The organism is Streptomyces enissocaesilis (assembly GCF_039533765.1).
GTDB classification, from domain to species: Bacteria; Actinomycetota; Actinomycetes; order Streptomycetales; family Streptomycetaceae; genus Streptomyces; species Streptomyces enissocaesilis.
Genome location: NZ_BAAAUD010000018.1, coordinates 1 through 21,693, shown reverse-complemented (window position 1 = coordinate 21,693; position 21,693 = coordinate 1). Strand labels below are relative to the sequence as shown.

Below are 21,693 nucleotides of genomic sequence, written 5' to 3'. Positions count from 1 at the left end.
GAAGGCACCATCACCGCCCGCTCCCGGGACCAAGAGCTCGTCGGAAATCCCCTGACCGCAAGTGCCCCTTAGAGGGCGGACGTGGCCGTTCGACTGGAGATTGCAACGTGGCCGGGCGCATCGAGGACTACGCACTCATCGGAGACATGCAGACAGCGGCACTGGTCTGCAGGGACGGCACAGTCGACTGGCTGTGTCTCCCGCGCTTCGACTCACACGCCATTTTCGCCGGGATTCTCGGCACCGAGGAACACGGATTCTGGCGGATCGGCCCCGCGCACGCGGCCGACGCCGGTCCGCCGGCGGCCGACCGCCGCCGCTACCACGGGGACTCCCTGATCCTCGAATCGGAGTGGGACACCCCGCGCGGCACGGTCAGGGTGACCGATTTCATGCCGCCGCGCGACGGCGCGCCCCAGCTGATCCGGATCGTCGAGGGGGTCAGCGGCCGGGTGCGGATGCGCTCCGCGCTGCGGATGCGTTTCAGTTACGGCCGTGTGGTGCCCTGGGTCCACAAGGTCGAGGCGCGGACGGTCGCCGTCGCCGGGCCCGACTCGGTGTGGCTCGACACCGACGCCGAAACGCACGGCGAGGACCTCACGACCTACTCCGACTTCACCGTCTCGCCCGGTGAGCGGATCGCCTTCACCATCAGCTGGCAGCCCTCGCACAAGGGGGAGCCGCCCCTGTCGGAGCCCGAGGCCGCGCTGGAGGCGACCGCCGATTTCTGGCGCGACTGGGTCGAGCAGTGCACGTACCACGGGCCCTACCGCGAGGCCGTGGTCCGCTCGCTGATCACCCTGAAGGCGCTGACGTACGCCCCGACCGGCGGCATCGTCGCCGCGCCGACGACGTCGCTGCCGGAGGAGATCGGCGGCGTACGCAACTGGGACTACCGCTACACCTGGCTGCGGGACGCCGCGATCACGCTGTCGTCGCTGCTGCGCACCGGCTACCGAGAAGAGGCACGGGCGTGGCGCGAGTGGCTGCTGCGCGCGGTCGCGGGCGATCCGGAGAACCTGCAGATCATGTACGGGATCGCGGGTGAGCGCGAGCTGGGCGAGGCGGAGCTGGACTGGCTTCCCGGCTACGAGAACTCGACCCCCGTACGGGTCGGCAACGGCGCCGCGCACCAGTTGCAGCTCGATGTGTACGGAGAGGTCACGGAGGCGCTGCACCTGGCCCACATGACGGGTCTGGCGCGCAACGACTACGCCTCGCTGCTCCAGCTCAAGCTGATCCGCTACCTGGAGACCCACTGGGACCAGCCGGACGAGGGCATCTGGGAGGTGCGCGGCCCGCGCCGCCACTTCGTGCACTCCAAGGTGATGGCCTGGGTCGCCGTCGACCGGACCATCAAGCTGATCGAGATGGGCGACGCGGACGGCCCGCTCGAGAGGTGGCGCGAACTGCGCGACGAGATCCACCGCACGGTGTGCGAGAAGGGTTACGACCCGGAGCGCAACACCTTCACCCAGTCATACGGGTCGAAGGAGCTGGACGCCTCCCTGCTGCTCATTCCGCAGGTGGGCTTCCTGCCGCCCGACGACAAGCGGGTCATCGGCACGATCGAGGCGATCCAGCGCGAGCTGTCCACGGAGGACGGTTTCGTACTGCGCTACCCGACCGCGGGCGAGGACGCGGGCGTGGACGGTCTCGCGGGCGACGAGGGCGCGTTCCTGGCGTGCTCGTTCTGGCTGGCCGACGACCTGGCGATGATCGGCCGGGTCGACGAGGCGCGCGATCTCTTCGAGAAGCTGCTGGGGCTGCGCAACGACCTGGGGCTGCTCGCCGAGGAGTGGGACTCCGGGCGGCAGCGCCAGGTCGGCAACTTCCCGCAGGCCTTCAGCCACGTGCCGCTGATCGACACGGCACTGCGGCTGACGGCCAGTGGGGCGTACGGCGGCTGAGCGGGCCGGCCTGCCGCTCTAGAGCAGCTTGCCGATCACTTCACGGGCGGCGCGTTCCCCTTCGGTCGCGCCGCCCTCCATGAAGCCCTGGAAGTCGTAACTGCAGTGCTCGCCTCCGATGTGGATGTTCCCCTGAGCGGTGCCCTCGTAGCCGGCGTAGCGGTGCAGGTAGCCGACGGGCCAGTAGGAGTACGCCCCGAGGGTGTACGGGTCGCGGTGCCAGGCGGACAACTGGGCCTTCCCGGACCACGTTCCCGACGTTCCCGGGAAGAACGCGTCCACTTCACGGGAACGCCGCGAGGCGAGGTCCCGTACGTACGGGTCCGACTCGGTGGCGAAGGGCGTCGCCGGGGTGAGGGCTTTCGCGAGCCGCCCGCTGCCGTACTGGACGAGGATGCCGCCGGTCCCCGGCTGGAGCTTGGTGGTGTCCCAGGTCTGCTGCACGTCGCTGTCCGTGAAGCAGTCGCCCGCCGACACGCCGGGCCAGGCGCCTTCGCCGCGCCACGGGCGCGCCGAGAACTGCATGTTGAGTTTGGTGCAGTGGCCCATCCGGGCATCGCGCACCAGGTCCGTCATGAGCGGGTCGAAGCGGGCCGCGGACAGGTCGAGGCGCTGGAGCACGGGCAGCGGCACGCACAGGACGGTGTGGTCCGCGGTGACGGTGGTGGTCGTTCCCGCGTCGGTGAAGGCAAGGGTCTGGGTGCCATTGCCGTTGGCCCTTACCGCCGTGAGCCGCTTGCCCATCTGGAGGGTGCCCGCCGGCAGCGATCGCGCGAGGGCGCGCGGGAGCTGGTCGTTGCCGCCGGTGATGTGGTAGCGCTCGTTGGACAGGCCCCAGACGTTGAAGTGACCCGGATTGGGCTGGTAGCCCATCAGCAGGACCAGCGCGAGGGCCGACTGGTCGCTCGTCTCGGCGCCGTACTCGACGGTGTAGGCGACGTCCATGAAGCGGCCGAGCGGCGCGGAGTGTCCGCCGGGGACGCGCGAGTCGATCCACTCGTGGATCGACATGTTGTCGAGGGCGGTGCCGGCCGGGGTGGACTGGTTCCACTTCACCTCGCCCGCTTCCCGGAGGTCGCGGTGGAGGGCCTGGAAGACGGCCTTGAAGTCCTCGTCGGCCTGCTCCCGCGGATAGTACGAGCCGTTGAACCAGAGCACCTCCTCGGCGCCGTTGGGGCCGCCGCCCAGGAAGTCCTCCGTCGGCAGGCCGAAACGGCGGCACAGTCCGAGGATCTTCTTGTGGCTGGTGTCGATCAGTTCCCCGCCGATCTCGGAGGTCTGCCCGTACGCCCATTGGTCCCGCCGGGTCCACATCCGGCCGCCGATCCGGTCGGGGTTCGCCTCGTAGAGCGTGCAGCCCAGGCCCGCGTCCTGAAGGGTCAGTGCGGCGGTGAGGCCGGCTATGCCCGCGCCCACCACGGCGATTCTGGGCGCCTCCGCGCCCCGTACGGCCGCCCGCGCCGGCGCGGCCTGGGCGTGCGCCGCCCGGTCGGCCAGCACCGCGGTGAGGCCGAGGGCGGCGGCGCGGCCGAGCAGTTCCCGGCGGCTGGAGCCGCGGACTTCCGCGGCGGGCACGCGCAGCCTGCGGGCGGCGGCGTGCTCGGCGGCGAGCTGACGTAGGGCGTGCATCGCGTGCGTACGGGGCATGGGGAGCTCCTCAGACGGTCGCGGCTGGCTGACTGGTTTCGCTGTCGTCGGTGCGCTCGGCCGCGTCCTCCAGGACGATCCGGCCGATGATCTCGTAGCGGTCGGGCTGTCTGGCCTTGAGATGGAAGCCGAGTCCGAGGCCGCCGAAGAAGACGAGTCCGACGGTCCACGGGATCAGCTCGAAGAAGAGGGAGTCGGCGGCGAGGCCGGCCGCGGTCTCCATGTTGATCACGAGCAGTACGACGACGGCGATCATGCCGATGCCGCCGAGCAGCGGGGCGGTGAAGGTCGTGAACCAGTGCCGGTCCTCCGGGTGGTTCTTGCGGAAGTAGCCGATCACCGCGAACGAGCAGAGCGTCTGGACGATGAGGATCGCCATCGTGCCGAGGATCGCCAGCAGGGTGTACAGGTGGATGTACGGGTCCTCGCCGGCCAGCCAGAAGGCCCCGACCAGGAGCGTGGCGATGCCGGACTGGACGTACGAGGCGATGTACGGCGACCCGTGCGAGCGGTGCGTACGGCCGAGAGCCGGGTGCAGGAAGCCCTCGCGGCCGATCGCGTAGAGGTAGCGCGAGGCGCACTGGTGGAACGCCATGCCGCAGGCGAACGAACCCGTGAGCAGCAGCCACTGGAAGGCGTCGACGGCCCAGGCGCCGATGAATGCCTGCGTCGGGCCGAAGAAGAGGTCGAGCGGGGATGCGGACGACGAGACCTCGACCGCGCCGTCGAGGCCGTTGCCGGCGATCGTCATCCAGGAGACGTAGATGTAGAAGAGGCCCACGCCGATCACCGAGATCAGGGTCGCGCGCGGGATGACGCGCTTCGGGTCGCGGGACTCCTCGCCGTACATCGCGGTCGACTCGAAGCCGACCCACGACCAGAAGGCGAAGAAGAGACCGAGTCCGGCCGACGTGCCGGTGAAGGCGTTCACGGGGTTGACGGGTTCCACGGGGATGCCGTCCGGGCCGCCGCCGGCGAGCAGGACGGCGGTGGCGACGGCGAAGAGCACGGCGATCTCGGCGACGAGCATGACGCCGAGGGCCTTGGCGGTGATGTTGATGTCGAAGTACGCGAGGACGCCGGTCACGGCGAGCATTCCGGCGGCGTACACGATCCAGGGGAGGTCGACACCGAGCTGGTCGGCGACGGTCGTCTGCCCGAAGTAGGCGAAGATGCCGACGATCGAGGCCTCGAAGACGATGTACGCGAGGACGGCGAGCATCCCGGACGCCATGCCGGCGATGCGGCCGAGGCCGTGCGAGATGTAGCCGTAGAAGGCGCCCGCGGCGGTGATGCGCTTGGCCATGGCGACGTATCCGACCGAGAAGACGGTCAGGACGAGGGTCGCGAAGAGGTAGCCGGCGGGGGCGCCCGTGCCGTTGCCGAAGCCCACGGCGATGGGGAGGTTTCCGGTCATCGCGGTGATCGGGGCGGCGGTGGCGACCGCCATGAAGACCACACCGACCAGTCCGACGGAGTTCGCCTTGAGCCGCTGGACCTCACGTGCGGGTTTGTCGGACATGCCGCGCCCTCTCTCCTGAACCTTCTCGGTCCCGCTGGTACGGGGGCGACAGTCTCCGCTCGCGTGACGCACGCCACAATCGACACGGGGTCACTCAAAACCCGCCCGGAAGCGACGAGTTGTCGGGGCACGGGAGCGCGGAACGTGTCCCGTGACCGCGGGGTGATGTTCCTGGAACGGGCACGCGGGTAGCGTCCACCGAATGCGGTGCCTTCCCGGGGCGCGGCAGGAACAACGTCACGAGGTACATCTCAGTGGAAACGCAGGGCGGAATCACCGTGCAGCGGGCGCTGGAGCTGCCGGGGCTCCGCGGCGGGCTTCCGGAGGTGGTCGCCGGCGCCGACCGGCTGAACCGCACGGTGCGCTGGGTGCACGCGGGCGAGGTGCCGAACATCGCCTCGCTGCTCAAGGGCGGGGAGCTGCTCCTGACGACCGGCCTCGGCCTCGGTACGCGCCCCGCCGAGCAGCGGGCCTTCGTACGCCGCCTCGCGGACCGCGGTATCGCGGCGCTGGTGGTGGAGCTGGGCCCGCGCTTCAGCCGGCTGCCTTCGACGATCGTGGAGACCGCGCGGACGGCCGGGCTGCCGCTCGTGCAGCTGCACCGCGAGGTGCCGTTCGTGTCCGTGACCGAAGAGGTCCACACCGAGATCGTCAACGGCCACTACACCCTTCTGCGGCGCGCCGAGGAGGTCCACCGGCGCTGCACGGAGGCGCTGCTCGGCGGGGGCGGCATCCCCCAGGTCCTCGGCATCCTCGCGGACTTCACCGCCAATCCGGTCTTCCTGGAGACCGCGGACGGGCAGCTGCTGTACGCGGCGGCGCCCGAAACCGGCGAGGCGTGCGCGGACCCCCTCCAGGTGTGGGAGGGCCTGCGCGGTCAGCGGGAGGCGCGCGAGGCGGGCCCGCCCGCGAACGGCGTGCTGGTGGACGTGCCGGGCGGCGGCCACGGCGCGGGGGCGGTGAGGGCCAGGATCGCCCTGCTCGCGGTCTCGTCGCCCCTCCTGCCCGTCCACCGCATCGCGGCCGAGCGGGCGGCCGGGATCCTCGCGGTCGTCCTGATGCAGGCACGCCAGGAGGAGGAGCTCGCCGCGCGCGGGCGCGGTGACTTCCTGACGGATCTGGCGGAGGGGCGCATCGCGGCCGAGGACGCGCCCGCGCAGGCCAGGGTGCTCGGCTTCAAACCGGGCGAGGGGCCGTTGCTGCCGGTGGTGATGCGGCTCGCGGCCGAGCTGGCGCCGGCCGGCAACTGGGCGGTGCTGGCGCGGGCCGTCCTGGAGGAGCTCTCGGCCGTCGGCGTGCCGGTCCTCCTCGGCGTACGCCCCGTGGAAGGCCGCGTACCGCTGCTGCTCGGCCTGCGCTCCGAATCGGAACGTACGGCGGTCGCCGACCGGGTGGCCGCCGCGCTGCGCGCCGGGGTGCAGCGGGCCGGCCTGGAGCGCGCGGGCGGCCACTGCCCGGTCGTGGTCGTCGGCGTCGCGGGCAGCTGGGCGGCGGCGTCCGCGGGCCTGCGGCACGCGGCGGAGACGGCCACGGCGGCCCAGGGGCTCTCCGACCGCCCCTGGTACGACGCCCGGCGTCTCGACATCGATCTGCTGCTGTGGCGCCTGCGCGACCATCCGGACCTGGCGGCCTTCGTGGACCGGGCGATCGGCCCGCTCCGCGACCACGACCGGACGTCCCGCCCGCCCCTGCTGCCCACGCTGCAGACGTACCTCGCGCACGCGGGCCGCAAGGCGGAGACGGCACGCGAGCTGCACCTGAACCGCCAGACCCTCTACAACCGCCTGGCCCGCATCTCCGAACTCCTCGGCACGGACCTGGACGACCCCCAGACGGTCCTGGCCCTGAGCCTCGCCCTGCGCGCCCGCCGCCACACGGCCTAGGACACGACCCGGCCCAGGACGTCGGCCGGTCTAGGGCGCCAGCCCGCCCGGCCGGCCCTGGCCGGTCAACTCGTCGTACACGCTCAGCACTTGTGCCACTGTCTCGTCCTCGGTCGGCCAGGTCGCGGCCTGCGCCCTGCCCGCCTCGGCCAGCCACAGCCGTCGCGCGGGATCGGCCAGCAGCCGGGCCACCGCTCCCGCGAGCGCCTCGCTGTCCCCGTACGGGACGAGTTCGGCGGCGTCGCCGACCAGCTCCGGCACCCCGCCGACCGCTGTGGCGACGAGCGGCACGCCGCAGCGCAGCGCTTCCTGCGCGAGTACGGAACGCGCCTCCCACCGGCTGGTGAGCACCGCGACATCGGCGGCGGCGAGAAGCTCGGCGATGTCGTCACGGCGGCCGATGAGCCTGACGGGCAGCGATTCTTCCTCGATACGGCGCTGGAGGGCGCCGCGCTCGCGCCCTTCGCCCGCGACGACCAGGAGGGGCGCGGGATCGAGGCCGCGCCAGGTCCGGGCGGCGTCGAGGAGGGCCTCGTACCCCCGGCTGCGCACAAGGCTTCCGACGGCCATGACCAACGGCCTTTCCACGGCGCCGAGTTCCGCGCGCGCCTTGCTCTCGGGAACGTCCACGGGCGGACGCGGCGCGGGCACGGTGACCGGCGCGAGCCGCGCGTCACGCGCGCCCCGGCTGCGGGCGCGGGCGACGAGGTCGGACGACGTGCCCAGCACGACCGCGGCCGCCCTGGCGGCCCTGCGCTCCAGCAGCCGCACCACAGGTCCGCGCGGACCGTCGGCGTCCGCCCGGGTGTGCCAGGTGACCACGAGAGGAATCCGCCGTCCCTTCAGCGCCAGCGCGCTGCGCACGGCGGCGTGCAGCCCATGGGCGTGCACGAGGTCCGCCCCGGCGCAGGCCGCCCGCAGCGCCGCCACGGCCACGGGATCACTGCGCCCCGCCACGGGGACGAAGACCGCCCCCGAACCACCGAAGTCGTACGGGGCCTCGACCCCCGCGGGGGCGCAGACCGCCACCCGCAGGCCACGCGCGACGAGCCCCGCGGCCAGCGACCTGACGTGCGCGCTGCTGCCCGCGCTGTCGCCGCCGAGGACTTGGACCACGCTCAGCGGCGACTGGCCGTACGGCGGGACCGGGGTGCTGCTCACGTCGGTCGGAGCTCCTGAGTCGGCGACGAACGGCGGGTGTGCTGCGAGCGGGGGGTGTACTACGAACGGAGTCGTAGTACGACCACCGGGCGCGCCGCGAACAGCGGACGCGCTGCGCCAAGAATGCCAGCCCGTACGTGCGTTCCGGCGCCGCGAAAAGGTCGAACCCCTGGTCGCACTTCACCGGCATCACCCACATGGGTGATCAACAGTCTCCCCGGAACACCGCCGCGCGCACGCAGCCGACACCCCGCTCCAACGGCCCCGGCCCCCCGGACCGGAGGCCGTACCTCAGCGGGGCCGGCGAAGTGGGCGGATCGGGCGACCGCCCCGGCCACCGCGCTACCCGTCGCTCCGCGCCGCCGCCAGCAGTTCCTCCGCGTGCGCCCGGGCCGTCTGCGAGTCCTCCTGCCCGGCCAGCATCCGCGACAGTTCCCGCACCCGGTCCTCGCCCTCCAGCACCGTGACCCCGCTGCGGGTGACCGACCCGTCACTGGTCTTCTCCACCAGCAACTGCCGGTCGGCGAACGCCGCGACCTGCGGCAGGTGCGTCACCACGACGACCTGCGCCGACTTGGCGAGCTTCGCCAGCCGCCGTCCGACCTCGACCGCCGCCTTGCCGCCCACACCCGCGTCGACCTCGTCGAACAGGTAGGTCGGCACCGGATCGGACCCGGCGAAGACCACCTCCACCGCCAGCATCACCCGGGAGAGCTCACCGCCCGAAGCGCCCTTGGCGATCGGCCGGGGCTGGGCGCCGGGGTGCGGCGCGAGCAGCAGCTCGACCTCGTCGACCCCGGACGGCCCGTACGCCACCAGCCGCCCGCCGACCTCGACCCCCTCGGGGTCCTCGGTCTGCCGTACGTCGATGGTGACCCGCGCGTGGGGCATGGCGAGCGACGCCAGTTCCTCGGTGACGGCGTCGGCGAACCTCTTCGCCGCCTCCGTACGCGCGTCGGTCAACGCCTGGGCCAGCCCCGCCAGTTCTTCCCGCAGCCCGTCCCGCTCGGCCGTCAGCTCGTCGATCCGGTCGTCGTCGCCCTCCAGCTCGGTCAGCCGTGCGGCGCCGTCCTGGGCCCACGCGAGCACCGCCGTGATGTCCTCGCCGTACTTGCGCGTGAGCTGGGTGAGCGCGGCCCGCCGCTCCTCGACCGCGGAGAGCCGCAGCGGATCGGCGTCGAGGTTGTCGGCGTACCCGGCCAGTTCCCCGGCCACGTCCCCCAGCAGGATGCCGATCTCACCGATCCGTTCGGCCAGCGCGGCGAGCGCCGGGTCGTGGGCGCGTACGGCGTCCAGCGCCCGGTGCGCCCCGGCGACCAGCGTGGTCGCGTCCACGCTCTCCGGGTCCTCGGGGTTCCCGACGAGCGCGGCGTGCGCGACGGACGCCGCCGAGGCCAGCGCCTCGGCGTGCCCGAGCCGCTCGGCCTCCGCGGCGAGTTCCACGTCCTCGTCCGCCCGCGGCTCGACCGCCGCGATCTCGTCGAGCCCGAAACGCAGCAGATCGGCCTCCTGCGCACGCTCACGCGCCCGGGTGGTCAGCTCGTCCAGCTCCGCCACGACGGACCGCAGCCGCCGGTACGCGGCCGCGTACTTCGCGTGGGGTACGGCGACGGCGTCGCCCGCGTACCGGTCGAGCGCCTGCCGCTGCCGGGCCGGCCGCAGCAGGCCCTGCTGATCGGTCTGCCCGTGTACGGCGACCAGGTCGTCGGCCAGCTCCGCGAGGAGCCCCACCGGAACCGACCGCCCGCCCACGTGGGCGCGCGAACGTCCCTCGGCCGAGATGGTCCTGCTGACCAGCAGTGCCCCCTCGTCGAGTTCGGCGCCCGCCTCCTGGGCCCGTACGGCGGCGGGCGCGCCGGCGGGCACGGTGATCCGCCCTTCGACGACTGCCGCCCTGGCTCCGATCCGCACGAGGGCAGGGTCGGCGCGCCCGCCGAGCAGCAGCCCGAGACTGGTGACGACCATGGTCTTGCCCGCGCCGGTCTCACCGGTCACCGCGGTGAACCCCGGTGACAGCTCGACGACGGCATCGTCAATGACGCCCAGCGACCGTATCCGCATCTCCTCCAACACGGACACGACCTTACGAGGTCCTGACCCCGCTGTGCGACGGACCCCGTGCCGACACTCCCCCGCGCCGCCCCGCACTCCTGTGCGCCGCGGCCCCGTCTCCCGCGGAAAACCCCCACCCCGGCCCGGATGATCGCCCCAGGACGCGACACGCTCTCCTGCCCTCACCCTGAACTCATGAGTTCGACAGGGGCAGGATCAGCCCTGCGCGGCCACCGCGCCGCCTTCGCCGGCACAGCCGTGGCGGCGCTCTTCGCCGCGCCTGCGGCCAGCACGGCGAGCGCGGTGGCCGTTTCGATCTGCATGTCGGTTTCCATGGCCGTATCCGCCAGGGCGCGGCCGTGGCCCGGCGGCATCACGAGCCCGCCCCGGTACGCGCGACCACCACGGTCGGCGCGACGGCGCAGAGGAGCCCGAGCGGCCGGTGGATCAGTGCGGCGCCCCGCGCCACCCCGACACAGGGAGGGCGAACTTGGCGACGAGCCGGTCGGTGAACGACGCATGGTGCAGCCGCGCCAGCCGCACGGGGACGGCGCCCCGCCGGACCTCCACCCGCGCCCCGGCGGGCAGTTCGACGGTCCTGCGACCGTCGCACCACAGCACGCCGTGCGGCGTGTGCTGCTGCACCTCCACCGCGAGCACCGAAGTCGGCGACGTCACCAGGGGCTTGGCGAACAGCGCGTGCGCGCTGATCGGCACCATAAGCAGCGCCTCCACCTCGGGCCAGACCACCGGCCCGCCCGCCGAGAAGGCGTACGCCGTGGAGCCGGTCGGGGTGGCGCAGACAATGCCGTCGCAGCCGAAGCCGGTCACCGGCCGGCCGTCGATCTCCAGGACGACTTCGAGCATCCGCTCGGGCGAAACCTTCTGCACGGCGGCCTCGTTGAGCGCCCAGTCCTCGTGCACGACGTCACCGTTGTTGCGTACGGTGACGTCGAGGGTCATGCGTTCCTCGACCTCGTACGCACGCCTGACGACCCGGTCGACCACCTTGTCCAGGTCGTCCCGCTCGGCCTCCGCGAGGAAGCCGACGCGGCCGAGGTTGACACCGAGCATCGGCACCCCGGAGGCGCGCGCGAACTCGGCGCCGCGCAGCAGCGTTCCGTCCCCGCCGAGGACGATCAGCAGTTCACACCCCTCGAGTACGGCGGGCGAGGCTTCCGCCACCAGCTCGACGGAGGGCGGCAGCGGCAGGTCGACCGCCTCCGCCACCAGCACCCGCACGCCGATTCCGTTGCGCAGCAGCCCCTGTACGACCAGTTCCGCACTGCGGATCGCCGCCGGGCGTCCGGTGTGCGCGAGCAGGAATACGGTGCGTGCTCCAGCAGGTCTGTCCGTGGTCGTCGCTGTCGCTGTCGTCGTCGCTGTCGTCGTTGTCAACTCGGCCCCTCCGCCACTGCACGGTCAACATCCGCCGGGTCGAGCTCGGGAGCTCCGGCCCGGAGCCACAGAAAGTACTCGACGTTCCCCGAAGGCCCGGGCAGCGGACTGGCGGTGACGCCCCGTACGCCCAGCCCGAGCTCCCACGCCCGCCCGGCCACCGCCCGCACCGTTTCGGCCCGGAGTTCGGCGCTGCGTACGACGCCGCCGCTGCCCAGCCGGTCCTTGCCCACCTCGAACTGCGGCTTCACCATCATCACGAGATCGGCGTCCGGCGCGGCGCACCGCACCAGCGCCGGCAGCACCAGCCCCAGCGGGATGAAGGACAGGTCGCCGACGACCAGGTCGACCGCCTCCCCGTCGATCGTCTCCAGGGTCATTTCCCGCACGTTGGTACGGTCCTTGACGATCACGCGTTCATCGGACTGGAGCGACCACGCGAGCTGGCCGTACCCGACGTCGACGGCGACGACCTCCCGGGCCCCGGCCCGCAGCAGCACATCGGTGAACCCACCGGTCGAAGCCCCGGCGTCCAGTGCCCGCCGCCCCTCGACCTCCAACCCCAGCGGTACGAACGCCGCCAGCGCGCCGGCCAGCTTGTGCCCGCCCCGCGAGACGTAGTCGGGGTCGTTGTCGTCCTTGAGGACCACCACGGCGACGCTGGTCTCGACCTGCGTGGCGGCCTTGGTCGCGACGGCGCCGCCCACCTTCACCCGCCCTGCGGCGATCAGCTGGCTCGCGTGCTCCCGTGAGCGCGCGAGGTTCCGGCGGACCAGCTCGGCGTCGAGGCGTCGGCGCGCGACTCCTGCCACGTTCGGTTCAGCTCCTGTGGTCGTACGAGGAAGGGGGCGCCGGAGGTCCCGGTCGTGCGTCCAGCGCGGTCAGCGCCTCACGCAGCCCCTGGTGTACATCCTCGTACACCGCGATGTGCCCGTCCGCCGGGAGGTCGTCCGCAGCGCCCAGCCGCTCCAGCAGCGTGTCGACAGCGGTGTGCCCGGTGGGGGTGCGCCCGGCCCCGAGCGGCGCCGGTGCGGCCGGTTCGTGCACCGCGGCGGCGACGGCCGCCGTCTCGTCCTCGTCGTTCATGCCCCGACGCTACCCCGAAGCGCTGGGGTACCGTCGGTCCCGATGGCAACGACGGAAGAGTGCCGCAGCGCACTCGGTGAACTCTCGGACAATCTGGCTCAGGCAGACGACGACGGCGTACGCGGCGCCGCCTCGCTCGACCGTTCCCTGAGCTGTCACGTCACGGATCTGGACACCACGTTCACCGGCCGTCTCGCGGACGGCCGTATCGACGTACGGGACACCTACGACGGTCCCCCGCGCGAGCGCGCCGAGATCCGCCTGGCCATGACGGGCGACGACCTGGTCGCCATGGTCGGCGGCGAGCTGAACTTCGCGAAGGCCTGGGCCTCGGGCCGGGTGAGGCTGGAGGCCGGTTTCCGCGACCTGATCCGTCTCAGGAAGCTGCTGTAGCCGCCGCGGCCGCCACCCGGCCGTCGCGCGCCTTCCGCGCCGCGGGCACCACCAGCGGCGTCCCGGTCTCCGGATCGTCGATGACCTGGCAGCGCAGCCCGAAGACCCGCTCCACGAGCTCCGCCGTGACCACCTCGGCCGGCGGCCCCTGCGCGATGATCTCGCCGCCCCGCATGGCGATCAGGTGCGTGGCGTAGCGCGCGGCGTGGTTCAGGTCGTGCAGTACGGCGACGAGGGTGCGCCCCTGTGTCTCGTGCAGCTCCGCGCACAGGTCGAGCACGTCGATCTGGTGCTGGATGTCGAGGAAGGTCGTCGGTTCGTCGAGCAGCAGCAGCGGCGTCTGCTGGGCGAGGGCCATCGCGATCCAGACGCGCTGGCGCTGCCCACCGGACAGCTCGTCGACGTACCGGTCCGCCAGTTCGCCGACGCCCGTCGAGGCCATCGACTCCTCGACGATCCGCTCGTCCTCGGGCGACCACTGCCGCAGCAGTCCCTGGTGCGGGTAGCGGCCGCGCGCCACCAGGTCCGCGACCGTGATCCCGTCCGGCGCGATGGAGGACTGCGGCAGCAGCCCGAGGGTCTTGGCCACCTTCTTCGCGGGCATGGAGCCGATGGCGTTCCCGTCCAGCAGCACGCGCCCCTGCGCGGGCTTGAGCATCCGTGAGAGGGCGCGCAGCAGCGTCGACTTGCCGCAGGCGTTCGGCCCGACGATGACCGTGAAGGAGTTGTCGGGTATCTCGACGGACAGGTCTTCGGCGATGACCCGCTGGTCGTAGGCGAGGGTCACCGATTCCGCACTGAGGCGCTGACGCTGCACTGGCATGCTCCTGGGGTTCTTCTCGTTCACGTGCGAGATCGTCGGACGCGAGTCCGGACACGGATGCGAGTCCGGGTCCGGGTCCGTACGGCGACGGCTCATATCCGTCCCGCCTTGCGTTCGGTGACCAGCAGCCACAGCAGATAGCAGCCGCCGAGCACCCCGGTCACCACACCCACCGGCAGCTGCTTGCCGCCGAAGGCCTGCTGCGCGATCCAGTCGGCGACCACCAGCAGGACGGCTCCCATGCAGGCCGAGGCCCCGAGGTTGGCCCCCGGCGAGCGCGTCAGCCTGCGGGCGAGCTGCGGCGCGCTCAGCGCCACGAAGGCGATGGGGCCGGCGGCGGCCGTGGCCACCGCGATGAGCAGCACGGCGGACAGCATCAGCACCAGTCGGCCGCGTTCGACGCCGACTCCGAGGGCGTACGCCGCGTCGTCGCCCATCTCCATCATCCGCAGCGACCGCCCGTGCCCCAGCACCAGCGGAATGAGCACGGCGCACACGCCGAGCAGCGGCCACGCCTGCTCCCAGCCCCGTCCGTCGAGCGAGCCCGTCATCCACACCGTGGCCCGGGTCGCGTCGACGATGCTGGCCTTGGTGATCAGGTAGTGGTTGAGCGCCGTGAGCATGGCGGCGGCGCCGATTCCGACGAGCACCAGACGGAAGCCGTGCACGCCCCTCTTCCACGCGAGGAAGTAGACGGCGGCTCCCGTCAGCAGACAGCCGACGAGCGCGCCTCCCGTCACCGCGAGGGCGTTGCCCTTGAACAGCACGATCACGACCAGCGCGCCGGCCGTCGCACCCTGACCGAAGCCGATCATGTCGGGACTGCCGAGCGGATTGCGGGAGATGGACTGGAAGACCGCCCCGGACATCCCGAGCGCCGCACCGACGAGCAGCGCGACGACGACCCTCGGCAGGCGCAGCTCGGTGACGATGAATTCCTGCGACGAGGTGCCGTTTCCGAGGAGCGTACGGACGACGTCGCCCGGGGACATCGGGAAGTCACCGCTGCCGATGAGCACGACCCCCATGGCCAGTGCCGCGGCGCTGAGCAGCAGCACGACCAGGAGCGCCCTCGGCTCGATCCGGAAGGAGAGCCCGCCGCGGGTGCGTACCGCGCGGACCCCCCGGGCGGAACGGGGAGCGGGAGAGGTGACAGTCACAGTTGGGCCATCTTCCGGCGGCGTACGAGATAGATGAACACGGGCCCGCCGACCAGCGCGGTCACGATGCCGACCTGCAGCTCGGAGGGGCGGGCGACGACCCGTCCGATGACGTCGGAGCCCAGCAGCAGCACCGGTGAGAGCACCGTGGCGTACGGCAGGATCCAGCGCATGTCGGGACCCGTGAGGGTCCGGACGAGGTGCGGCACCATCAGCCCGATGAAGACGATGGGCCCGCAGGCGGCGGTCGCGGCGCCGCACAGCAGCGTCACGGCGACCATCGCGAGCACACGGGTACGGGTCAGATGCGCGCCCAGGGCACGCGCCGTGTCCTCACCCATCTCCATCGCGTTGAGCGGCCGCGCGATGAACAGCGCGAGCACGACACCGACGGCGATGAACGGCCACACCTTGCCGATGATCTCCATGTCGGCGGAGGCCAGCGAGCCGACGGTCCAGAAACGGATCTGCTCCAGCGCCGCCGAGTCCATCAGCTGTACGGCGTTGACGTAGCCGTAGAGCGCGGCGGTCGCGGCGGTGCCGGCGAGCGCGAGCCGTATCGGCGTCGCGCCGCGGCTGCCGCCGAGGAAGTACACCAGCACGGAGACGACTCCCGCACCGACGAAGGAGAACCATACATATCCGGTCAGCGAGGTGACGCCCAGGAAGCTGATCGCGGAGACGACGGCGGCCGCGGCCCCCGCGTTCACGCCCAGGATCCCCGGTTCCGCGAGCGGGTTGCGGGTGAGCCCCTGCATGACCGCTCCGGAGAGTCCGAGCGCCGCACCGACGAGCACGCCCAGCAGGGTGCGGGGCACCCGCACGTCCTGGACGATCACGTCGTCGCCGGTGCCCGAGGCGTGGAACAGGCCGTGCCACACATCGCCCAGGGCAAGCGGCTTGGCGCCGATCGCGATACTCGCGACGACGACCAGCAGCAGCACGCCGAGGGAGAGGAACAACCCCACAGCACGTACGGCGTTGCGTTTCCGGGGCGCGGGGGCCTGCGGGGCCTGTATCGCGCTCTGTCTGGGAGGACTGTCGACCAACACGGAGTTAGGTTAGCCTACCCTGTCATTGCGGCAAACAGCCCTGCTGTTCACGTCCCCGGACGCCCGCCCGCAAGGCCGCGACCACAGCCGCAGCCGTCACAGGGCGTACGTCACAGGGCGTACGTCAAAGACCCACCCGGGCCAGCGCCTTGTCCGCGTCCAGCCCGCACTCCCCGTCCCCGGCATGCGTCCAGGCCGCCGCGCACAACGCCCGCAGCCCGTCCAGCGCAGCGCCCTCCCCGTCGATCACCAGCGCCTCGCCCCGCACGGAAGCGGTCCACCCTCCGCACGCGAACCCGCCGCCGGCCCCGGACCCTTCCGTCGCTTCCCTCACTTCCGGCTGCCCGGTGAGCAACCCCCGCAGATCCGCGTCCACATACGTCGGCCGGTACTTCGGCGCGGCCGCCAGCAGCTGCGCGGCGTCCGTCACCCCGGTCAGTACGAGCAGCGAGTCCACACCGCCCGCGTTCGCACCCTCGATGTCCGTGTCCAGCCGGTCCCCGACCACCAGCGGCCGCTCGGCGCCGGTCCGCAGAATCGTTTCCCGGTGCATCGGCGGCAGCGGCTTGCCCGCCACCTGCGGCTCGGCGCCCGTGGCGATCCGTACGACCTCCACCGCCGCGCCGTTGCCCGGCGCGATCCCCCGCGGGCTGGGAATCGTCAGATCCGTGTTGGACGCGAACCACGGCAGCCCGCGCGCGACGGCGTACGAGGCCTCCGCGAGCCTCGCCCACGGCATGTCGGGCCCGCCGTACCCCTGCGCCACGGCCACCGGGCGGTCGTCGGTCGACTCCACCGGCACCAGCCCGCGCTCACGCAGCGCGACCCGCAGCCCGTCCCCGCCCACCACCAGGACCCGTGCCCCCTGCGGAATCTGATCGGCGATCAGCCGGGCCACGGCCTGCGCCGACGTGATGACGTCTCCGGCCTCCGCCGGCACCCCGAGCTCCGTGAGGTGCCCGGCGACCGCATCGGGCGTCCGCAGCGCGTTGTTGGTCACGTAGGCGAGATGCATCCCGCCCTGCCGCGCCGCCCCGAGCGCGTCCACCGCGTGCGCGATAGCCTCACCGCCCGCGTAGACGACACCGTCCAGGTCCAGCAGAGCCGTGTCGTACGCCTCCCTCAGCGCACGCGTGCTCGCGTCGGGCCGGGTCCTGGTCTGCTGACTCATCGGATCTCGCTCCTAGATAGCTGCTTGTCCCCCGATCATCGCTCATCGCAGGACCCCACTTACGATGCACCAATGAGTACACCTGGTCGGCCCGAGGAGGACCACGGCCTGCGCCTGGCCCCGTTCCGTGGACTGCGCTACGTCCCCGAGCGCGTGAGCAGCCTGGCCGCCGTGACGTCCCCGCCGTACGACGTCGTCGTACGCCCCGACGGCCTCCACCACCTGGAATCGGCCGACCCGTACAACATCGTCCGTCTGATCCTCCCGCAGGCCGCCACCCCCGCGACCCGCAACCGGCAGGCCGCCGACACCCTCCACCACTGGCTGTCGGAGGGCGTGCTCGCCCCGGACCCCGAGCCCGCCCTGTACGTGTACGAGCAGCGCAGCGGCGATCTCCTCCAGCGCGGCCTCATCGGCGCCCTCGCCCTCACCCAGCCCGCCGAGGGCATCGTCCTCCCCCACGAGGACGTCATGCCGCACGTCGTCGCCGACCGCGCGGCCCTGATGCGCGCCACCGCGGCCAACCTCGAACCGCTCCTGCTGACCTACCGCAGCCGCGGCGACGCCACCGGTGCGACCGCCGTCATCGAACGCGCCGTCCTCCGCTCCCCTCTCCTGGCCACCACCACCGAGGACGGTTTCAGCCACCGCCTGTGGTCCGTCACGGACCCGGCCGAACTGGCCGAAGCCACGGCGGACCTGTCCCACCGCCAGGCGCTCATCGCGGACGGCCACCACCGCTGGGCCACGTACCTCCGCCTCAAGGCGGAACACCCGGACCGCGGCCCCTGGGACTCCGGGCTCGTCCTCCTCGTCGACACGGCCCGCTACCCGCTCCAGGTCCGGGCCATCCACCGCCTGCTGCTCCGCCTCCCCGTCGCCGACGCCCTCGCCGCCGTCGCGGACACCTTCCGCGTCCGCGAAGTCCCGGGCCCGCTCCCCCACGCCCTGGACGCCCTCGCCGAAGCGGCCACCACCGGCAACGCGTTCCTCCTGGCCGGAGACGGCACCTTCCGTCTCGTCGACCGCCCCGACGAGGCCCTGCTGTCCCGTACGGTCCCGGCCGGCCGACCCGAAGCCTGGCGGACCCTGGACGCGACCGTCCTGCACGCCACGCTCCTGGACCACGTCTGGTCGATCCCCGACGCCCCCGAGGACATCGCGTACATCCACGGCGCCGAGGCCGCCGTCACCCAGGCGGAGCGCCACGGCGGCACGGCCGTCCTGATGCATCCGGTACGCGAAGAAGTCGTCCGGGACCTGGCCCGCCAGGGCGTCACGATGCCCCGCAAGTCCACGTCGTTCGGTCCGAAGCCGGCGACGGGCCTGGTCCTGCGCAGCCTCGACCTGAACTGAGCCGAGCCACCCCCGAAACGCGAAAGGGCGGCACCCCACCGGGGTGCCGCCCTCACTCACACGGGCTCAGTCCTTGTCGCCCTCGACAGGCTCCACGCCGCCCTCGTCCCGGCCCTGCTCCTGGTCCTCCACAGCAGGCCCGGCCACAGGCTCACCGCTTTCCTCGCCGCTCTCCTCGTCGAGAGCGTCGACGAAGTCGACACCGTCGAGCTGGGCGAGCCGGTCGGAAGCGTCCGTCAAACCGTCCTTGTCGGCCTCGATCGCCTTGGCGAACCACTCGCGGGCCTCGGCCTCGCGCCCGGCCGTCAGCAGCGCGTCGGCGTACGCGTACCGCAGTCGCGCGGTCCACGGCTGCACCGAGTTCGACGCCAGCTCGGGCCCCTGAAGAGTCACGATGGCGGCATCGATCTGCCCCATGTCCCGGCGCGCCCCGGCCGCGACCAGACGCATCTCGACCTGGCCAGCCTTGTCGAGCTTCTGCACCTCGGGTTCACCGGCCATCGCCATCGCCCGCTCCGGCCGTCCGAGACCGCGCTCGCAGTCGGCCATGACGGGCCACAGCTCCACGCTCCCGGTCATACGGCGGGCCGCGCGGAACTCCGCGAGCGCCTCCGTGTACCGCTGAGTCGCATACGCCGCGAAGCCGGCGGCCTCCCGCACTGCGGCCACCCGCGAGGCGAGCCTCAGCGCGATGCGCGAGTAGGCGTACGCCTGCTCGGGATCGTCGTCGATGAGGTTCGCGACCATGACGAGGTTCTTGGCGACGTCCTCGGCAAGAGTCTTCGGCAGGCTCTGGAGCTCCTGACGAACGTCCTTGTCGATCTCGTGACCCGTGACGTCCTCGGGAATGGGAAGCCGCTTGATGGGCTCACGCTCCCGGTCGTCACGCTGCCCGCGGTACGCGTCACGGTCACCGCGGTCGTCACGACGGGGCGCACGGTCGTCACGACCACCACGGAACCCACCACGGTCGTCATCACGCCGCTGGAAACCACCACCGCCGGGGCGACCACCACGACTGTCGTCACGACCGCCGCGGTAACCGCCGCCACGCTCATCGTCACGACGCGGCCCACTGCTCGGCCGGTCATCACGACGCTGGAAACCACCACCGGCCGGACGGTCGTCACGACGCTGGAAACCACCACCACTGGGGCGGTCATCACGACGCTGATACCCACCACCGGCCGGACGGTCGTCACGACGCTGGAAACCACCACCACTGGGGCGGTCATCACGACGCTGGAAACCACCACCGGCGGGGCGGTCATCACGACGCGGCCCACTGCTCGACCGATCGTCACGACGCTGGAAACCACCACCAGCCGGACGGTCATCACGACGCTGGAAACCACCACCACTGGGGCGGTCATCACGACGCTGATACCCACCACCAGCCGGACGGTCATCACGACGCTGGAAACCACCACCACTGGGGCGGTCATCACGACGCGGCCCACTGCTCGACCGATCGTCACGACGCTGGAAACCACCACCAGCCGGACGGTCATCACGACGCTGGAAACCACCACCACTGGGGCGGTCATCACGACGCGGCCCACTGCTCGACCGATCGTCACGACGCTGGAAACCACCACCAGCCGGACGGTCATCACGACGCTGGAAACCACCACCACTGGGGCGGTCATCACGACGCGGCCCACTGCTCGACCGATCGTCACGACGCTGGAAACCACCACCAGCCGGACGGTCATCACGACGCTGGAAACCACCACCACTGGGGCGGTCATCACGACGCGGCCCACTGCTCGACCGATCGTCACGACGCTGGAAACCACCACCAGCCGGACGGTCATCACGACGCTGGAAACCACCACCACTGGGGCGGTCATCACGACGCTGATACCCACCACCAGCCGGACGGTCATCACGACGCTGGAAACCACCACCACTGGGGCGGTCATCACGACGCGGCCCACTGCTCGACCGATCGTCACGACGCTGATACCCACCACCGGCCGGACGGTCGTCACGACGCTGGAAACCACCACCGGCCGGACGGTCGTCACGACGCTGGAAGCCACCACCGGCCGGACGGTCGTCACGACGCTGGAAGCCACCACCGGCCGGACGGTCGTCACGACGCGGCCCACGGTCGTCGCGACCGCCGCGGTAACCGCCGCCACGCTCATCGTCACGACGCGGCCCACGGTCGTCGCGACCGCCGCGGTAACCGCCGCCACGCTCATCGTCACGACGCGGCCCACTGCTCGACCGGTCATCACGACGCTGGAAACCGCCACCACTGGGGCGGTCATCGTCCCGACGCGGCGCACGGTCGTCGCGATCACCACGGAACCCACCACGGTCGTCATCACGACGCTGGTACCCGCCACCGCCACCGGCCGGACGCCCACCTCGGCTGTCGTCACGGCGAGGGCCGCTGTTCGGCCGGTCATCACGACGCTGGAAGCCACCGCCACCACCGCTCGGACGCCCACCTCGGTCGTCACGACCCCCTTGCGCAGCTCCGCCGGTGGGGCGGTCATCACGACGGAACCCACCGCGATCGTTGTCCCGGCGCGGCGCACGGTCGTCACGACCGCCACGGTATCCGCCCCTGTCATCGCCGTCTCGCCGGCGCGGCTCGCGCTCCGGACGATCGTCGGAAGAGTTGGTGGACATCGGTTGGCTCCTGTCTTGGGGTAACGCAGTCATTCTCGCGCAGTCGGTCGTCCGACGCGCTTCGGAAAAACAAAAAGGACCCTTGGTCCAGCATGAACGCTGGACCAAGGGTCCTGAAAGATTGTTCGGCGGTGTCCTACTCTCCCACAGGGTCCCCCCTGCAGTACCATCGGCGCTGAAAGGCTTAGCTTCCGGGTTCGGAATGTAACCGGGCGTTTCCCTAACGCTATGACCACCGAAACCCTATCGGGCTTAGCGAACAAGCACACTCTTCAATTAAGTAAGTGGATCTGTTCAACCGGTGCGAAAACTGTTCGCAACCCGGGAACAACACAGTGGACGCGAGCAACTGAGGACAAGCCCTCGGCCTATTAGTACCAGTCAGCTCCACCCGTTGCCGGGCTTCCACATCTGGCCTATCAACCCAGTCGTC

General features: G+C 71.7%; 17 protein-coding genes, 2 rRNA genes and 1 pseudogene. 4 read left to right on the top strand and 16 right to left on the bottom strand.

All coding sequences use genetic code 11. The features are described 5' to 3' along the window. Positions 1-107: 107 nt before the first annotated feature. A complete protein-coding gene (locus ABD374_RS08545; RefSeq protein WP_344493096.1) occupies positions 108-1,910 on the top strand; it encodes a glycoside hydrolase family 15 protein in 1,803 nt (600 codons plus the stop codon). 18 nt (positions 1,911-1,928) lie between these two features. Here ABD374_RS08545 and ABD374_RS08540 read toward each other — a convergent pair whose 3' ends face one another. Next, a complete protein-coding gene (locus ABD374_RS08540) occupies positions 1,929-3,557 on the bottom strand; it encodes a flavin monoamine oxidase family protein (protein WP_344493094.1) in 1,629 nt (542 codons plus the stop codon). Positions 3,558-3,567: 10 nt separating this feature from the next. Further along, positions 3,568-5,079 (bottom strand): APC family permease, encoded by a 1,512-nt coding sequence (locus ABD374_RS08535; RefSeq protein ID WP_344493092.1) that lies wholly within the window; start codon positions 5,077-5,079, stop codon positions 3,568-3,570. 254 nt (positions 5,080-5,333) lie between these two features. Here ABD374_RS08535 and ABD374_RS08530 point away from each other — a divergent pair, with 254 nt between their 5' ends. Further along, positions 5,334-6,962 (top strand): PucR family transcriptional regulator, encoded by a 1,629-nt coding sequence (locus ABD374_RS08530; RefSeq protein ID WP_344493090.1) that lies wholly within the window; start codon positions 5,334-5,336, stop codon positions 6,960-6,962. A 30-nt stretch (positions 6,963-6,992) separates the two neighbouring features. Here ABD374_RS08530 and ABD374_RS08525 read toward each other — a convergent pair whose 3' ends face one another. From ABD374_RS08525 to ABD374_RS08500, 6 genes are all read right to left on the bottom strand, one after another. Next, the gene (locus ABD374_RS08525; RefSeq protein WP_344493088.1) at positions 6,993-8,123 is read right to left on the bottom strand and encodes a glycosyltransferase family 4 protein; all 1,131 of its coding nucleotides are present in this window, start codon (positions 8,121-8,123) and stop codon (positions 6,993-6,995) included. Between the two features lie 342 nt (positions 8,124-8,465). Continuing rightward, positions 8,466-10,184 carry a DNA repair protein RecN gene (gene recN, locus ABD374_RS08520; protein ID WP_344493421.1) on the bottom strand — a complete coding sequence of 573 codons (1,719 nt, stop codon included), beginning with the start codon at positions 10,182-10,184 and terminating at the stop codon, positions 8,466-8,468. Between the two features lie 173 nt (positions 10,185-10,357). Further along, positions 10,358-10,498, bottom strand: coding sequence for a hypothetical protein (locus ABD374_RS08515; RefSeq protein WP_344493086.1), 141 nt, complete (start codon positions 10,496-10,498; stop codon positions 10,358-10,360). A 124-nt stretch (positions 10,499-10,622) separates the two neighbouring features. Then, on the bottom strand, positions 10,623-11,573 hold the full coding sequence (locus ABD374_RS08510) for an NAD kinase (protein ID WP_344493084.1): 951 nt from the start codon (positions 11,571-11,573) through the stop codon (positions 10,623-10,625). Further along, on the bottom strand, positions 11,570-12,385 hold the full coding sequence (locus tag ABD374_RS08505; protein ID WP_344493082.1) for a TlyA family RNA methyltransferase: 816 nt from the start codon (positions 12,383-12,385) through the stop codon (positions 11,570-11,572). The genes ABD374_RS08510 and ABD374_RS08505 overlap by 4 nt, the downstream gene beginning before the upstream one ends. A 7-nt stretch (positions 12,386-12,392) precedes the next feature. Continuing rightward, complete coding sequence (locus ABD374_RS08500; RefSeq protein ID WP_344493080.1) at positions 12,393-12,659, bottom strand: hypothetical protein; 267 nt, start codon at positions 12,657-12,659, stop codon at positions 12,393-12,395. Between the two features lie 42 nt (positions 12,660-12,701). On the opposite strand from ABD374_RS08500, the gene ABD374_RS08495 reads away from it, so the two are divergent. Beyond that, positions 12,702-13,052, top strand: a complete 351-nt coding sequence (locus tag ABD374_RS08495; protein WP_344493078.1) for an SCP2 sterol-binding domain-containing protein — start codon at positions 12,702-12,704, stop codon at positions 13,050-13,052. Here the strand turns inward: ABD374_RS08495 and ABD374_RS08490 are convergent. The 4 genes from ABD374_RS08490 to ABD374_RS08475 form a co-directional block, all read right to left on the bottom strand. Next, positions 13,036-13,875 (bottom strand): ABC transporter ATP-binding protein, encoded by an 840-nt coding sequence (locus ABD374_RS08490; protein WP_344493419.1) that lies wholly within the window; start codon positions 13,873-13,875, stop codon positions 13,036-13,038. The genes ABD374_RS08495 and ABD374_RS08490 overlap by 17 nt on opposite strands. A gap of 92 nt (positions 13,876-13,967) precedes the next feature. Continuing rightward, positions 13,968-15,035, bottom strand: coding sequence for a FecCD family ABC transporter permease (locus ABD374_RS08485; RefSeq protein WP_344493077.1), 1,068 nt, complete (start codon positions 15,033-15,035; stop codon positions 13,968-13,970). Continuing rightward, complete coding sequence (locus ABD374_RS08480) at positions 15,032-16,084, bottom strand: FecCD family ABC transporter permease (RefSeq protein WP_425577172.1); 1,053 nt, start codon at positions 16,082-16,084, stop codon at positions 15,032-15,034. Before ABD374_RS08480 ends, ABD374_RS08485 begins: the two co-directional genes overlap by 4 nt. Positions 16,085-16,211: 127 nt before the next feature. Next, entirely contained in the window at positions 16,212-17,258 is a 1,047-nt protein-coding gene (locus ABD374_RS08475; RefSeq protein WP_344493073.1) for an HAD hydrolase-like protein, read from the bottom strand. A gap of 72 nt (positions 17,259-17,330) precedes the next feature. Here ABD374_RS08475 and ABD374_RS08470 point away from each other — a divergent pair, with 72 nt between their 5' ends. Beyond that, on the top strand, positions 17,331-18,614 hold the full coding sequence (locus ABD374_RS08470) for a DUF1015 family protein (protein ID WP_344493071.1): 1,284 nt from the start codon (positions 17,331-17,333) through the stop codon (positions 18,612-18,614). 66 nt (positions 18,615-18,680) lie between these two features. Here ABD374_RS08470 and ABD374_RS08465 read toward each other — a convergent pair whose 3' ends face one another. The 4 genes and pseudogenes from ABD374_RS08465 to ABD374_RS08450 form a co-directional block, all read right to left on the bottom strand. After that, positions 18,681-19,361 carry a tetratricopeptide repeat protein gene (locus ABD374_RS08465; protein ID WP_344493417.1) on the bottom strand — a complete coding sequence of 227 codons (681 nt, stop codon included), beginning with the start codon at positions 19,359-19,361 and terminating at the stop codon, positions 18,681-18,683. A 321-nt stretch (positions 19,362-19,682) separates the two neighbouring features. Further along, positions 19,683-21,260, bottom strand: a pseudogene (locus tag ABD374_RS34550) (hypothetical protein); the annotation flags it as partial. Between the two features lie 123 nt (positions 21,261-21,383). Then, positions 21,384-21,500, bottom strand: a 5S ribosomal RNA gene (gene rrf, locus ABD374_RS08455). A 111-nt stretch (positions 21,501-21,611) separates the two neighbouring features. Continuing rightward, a 23S ribosomal RNA gene (locus ABD374_RS08450) occupies positions 21,612-21,693 on the bottom strand; the annotation flags it as partial.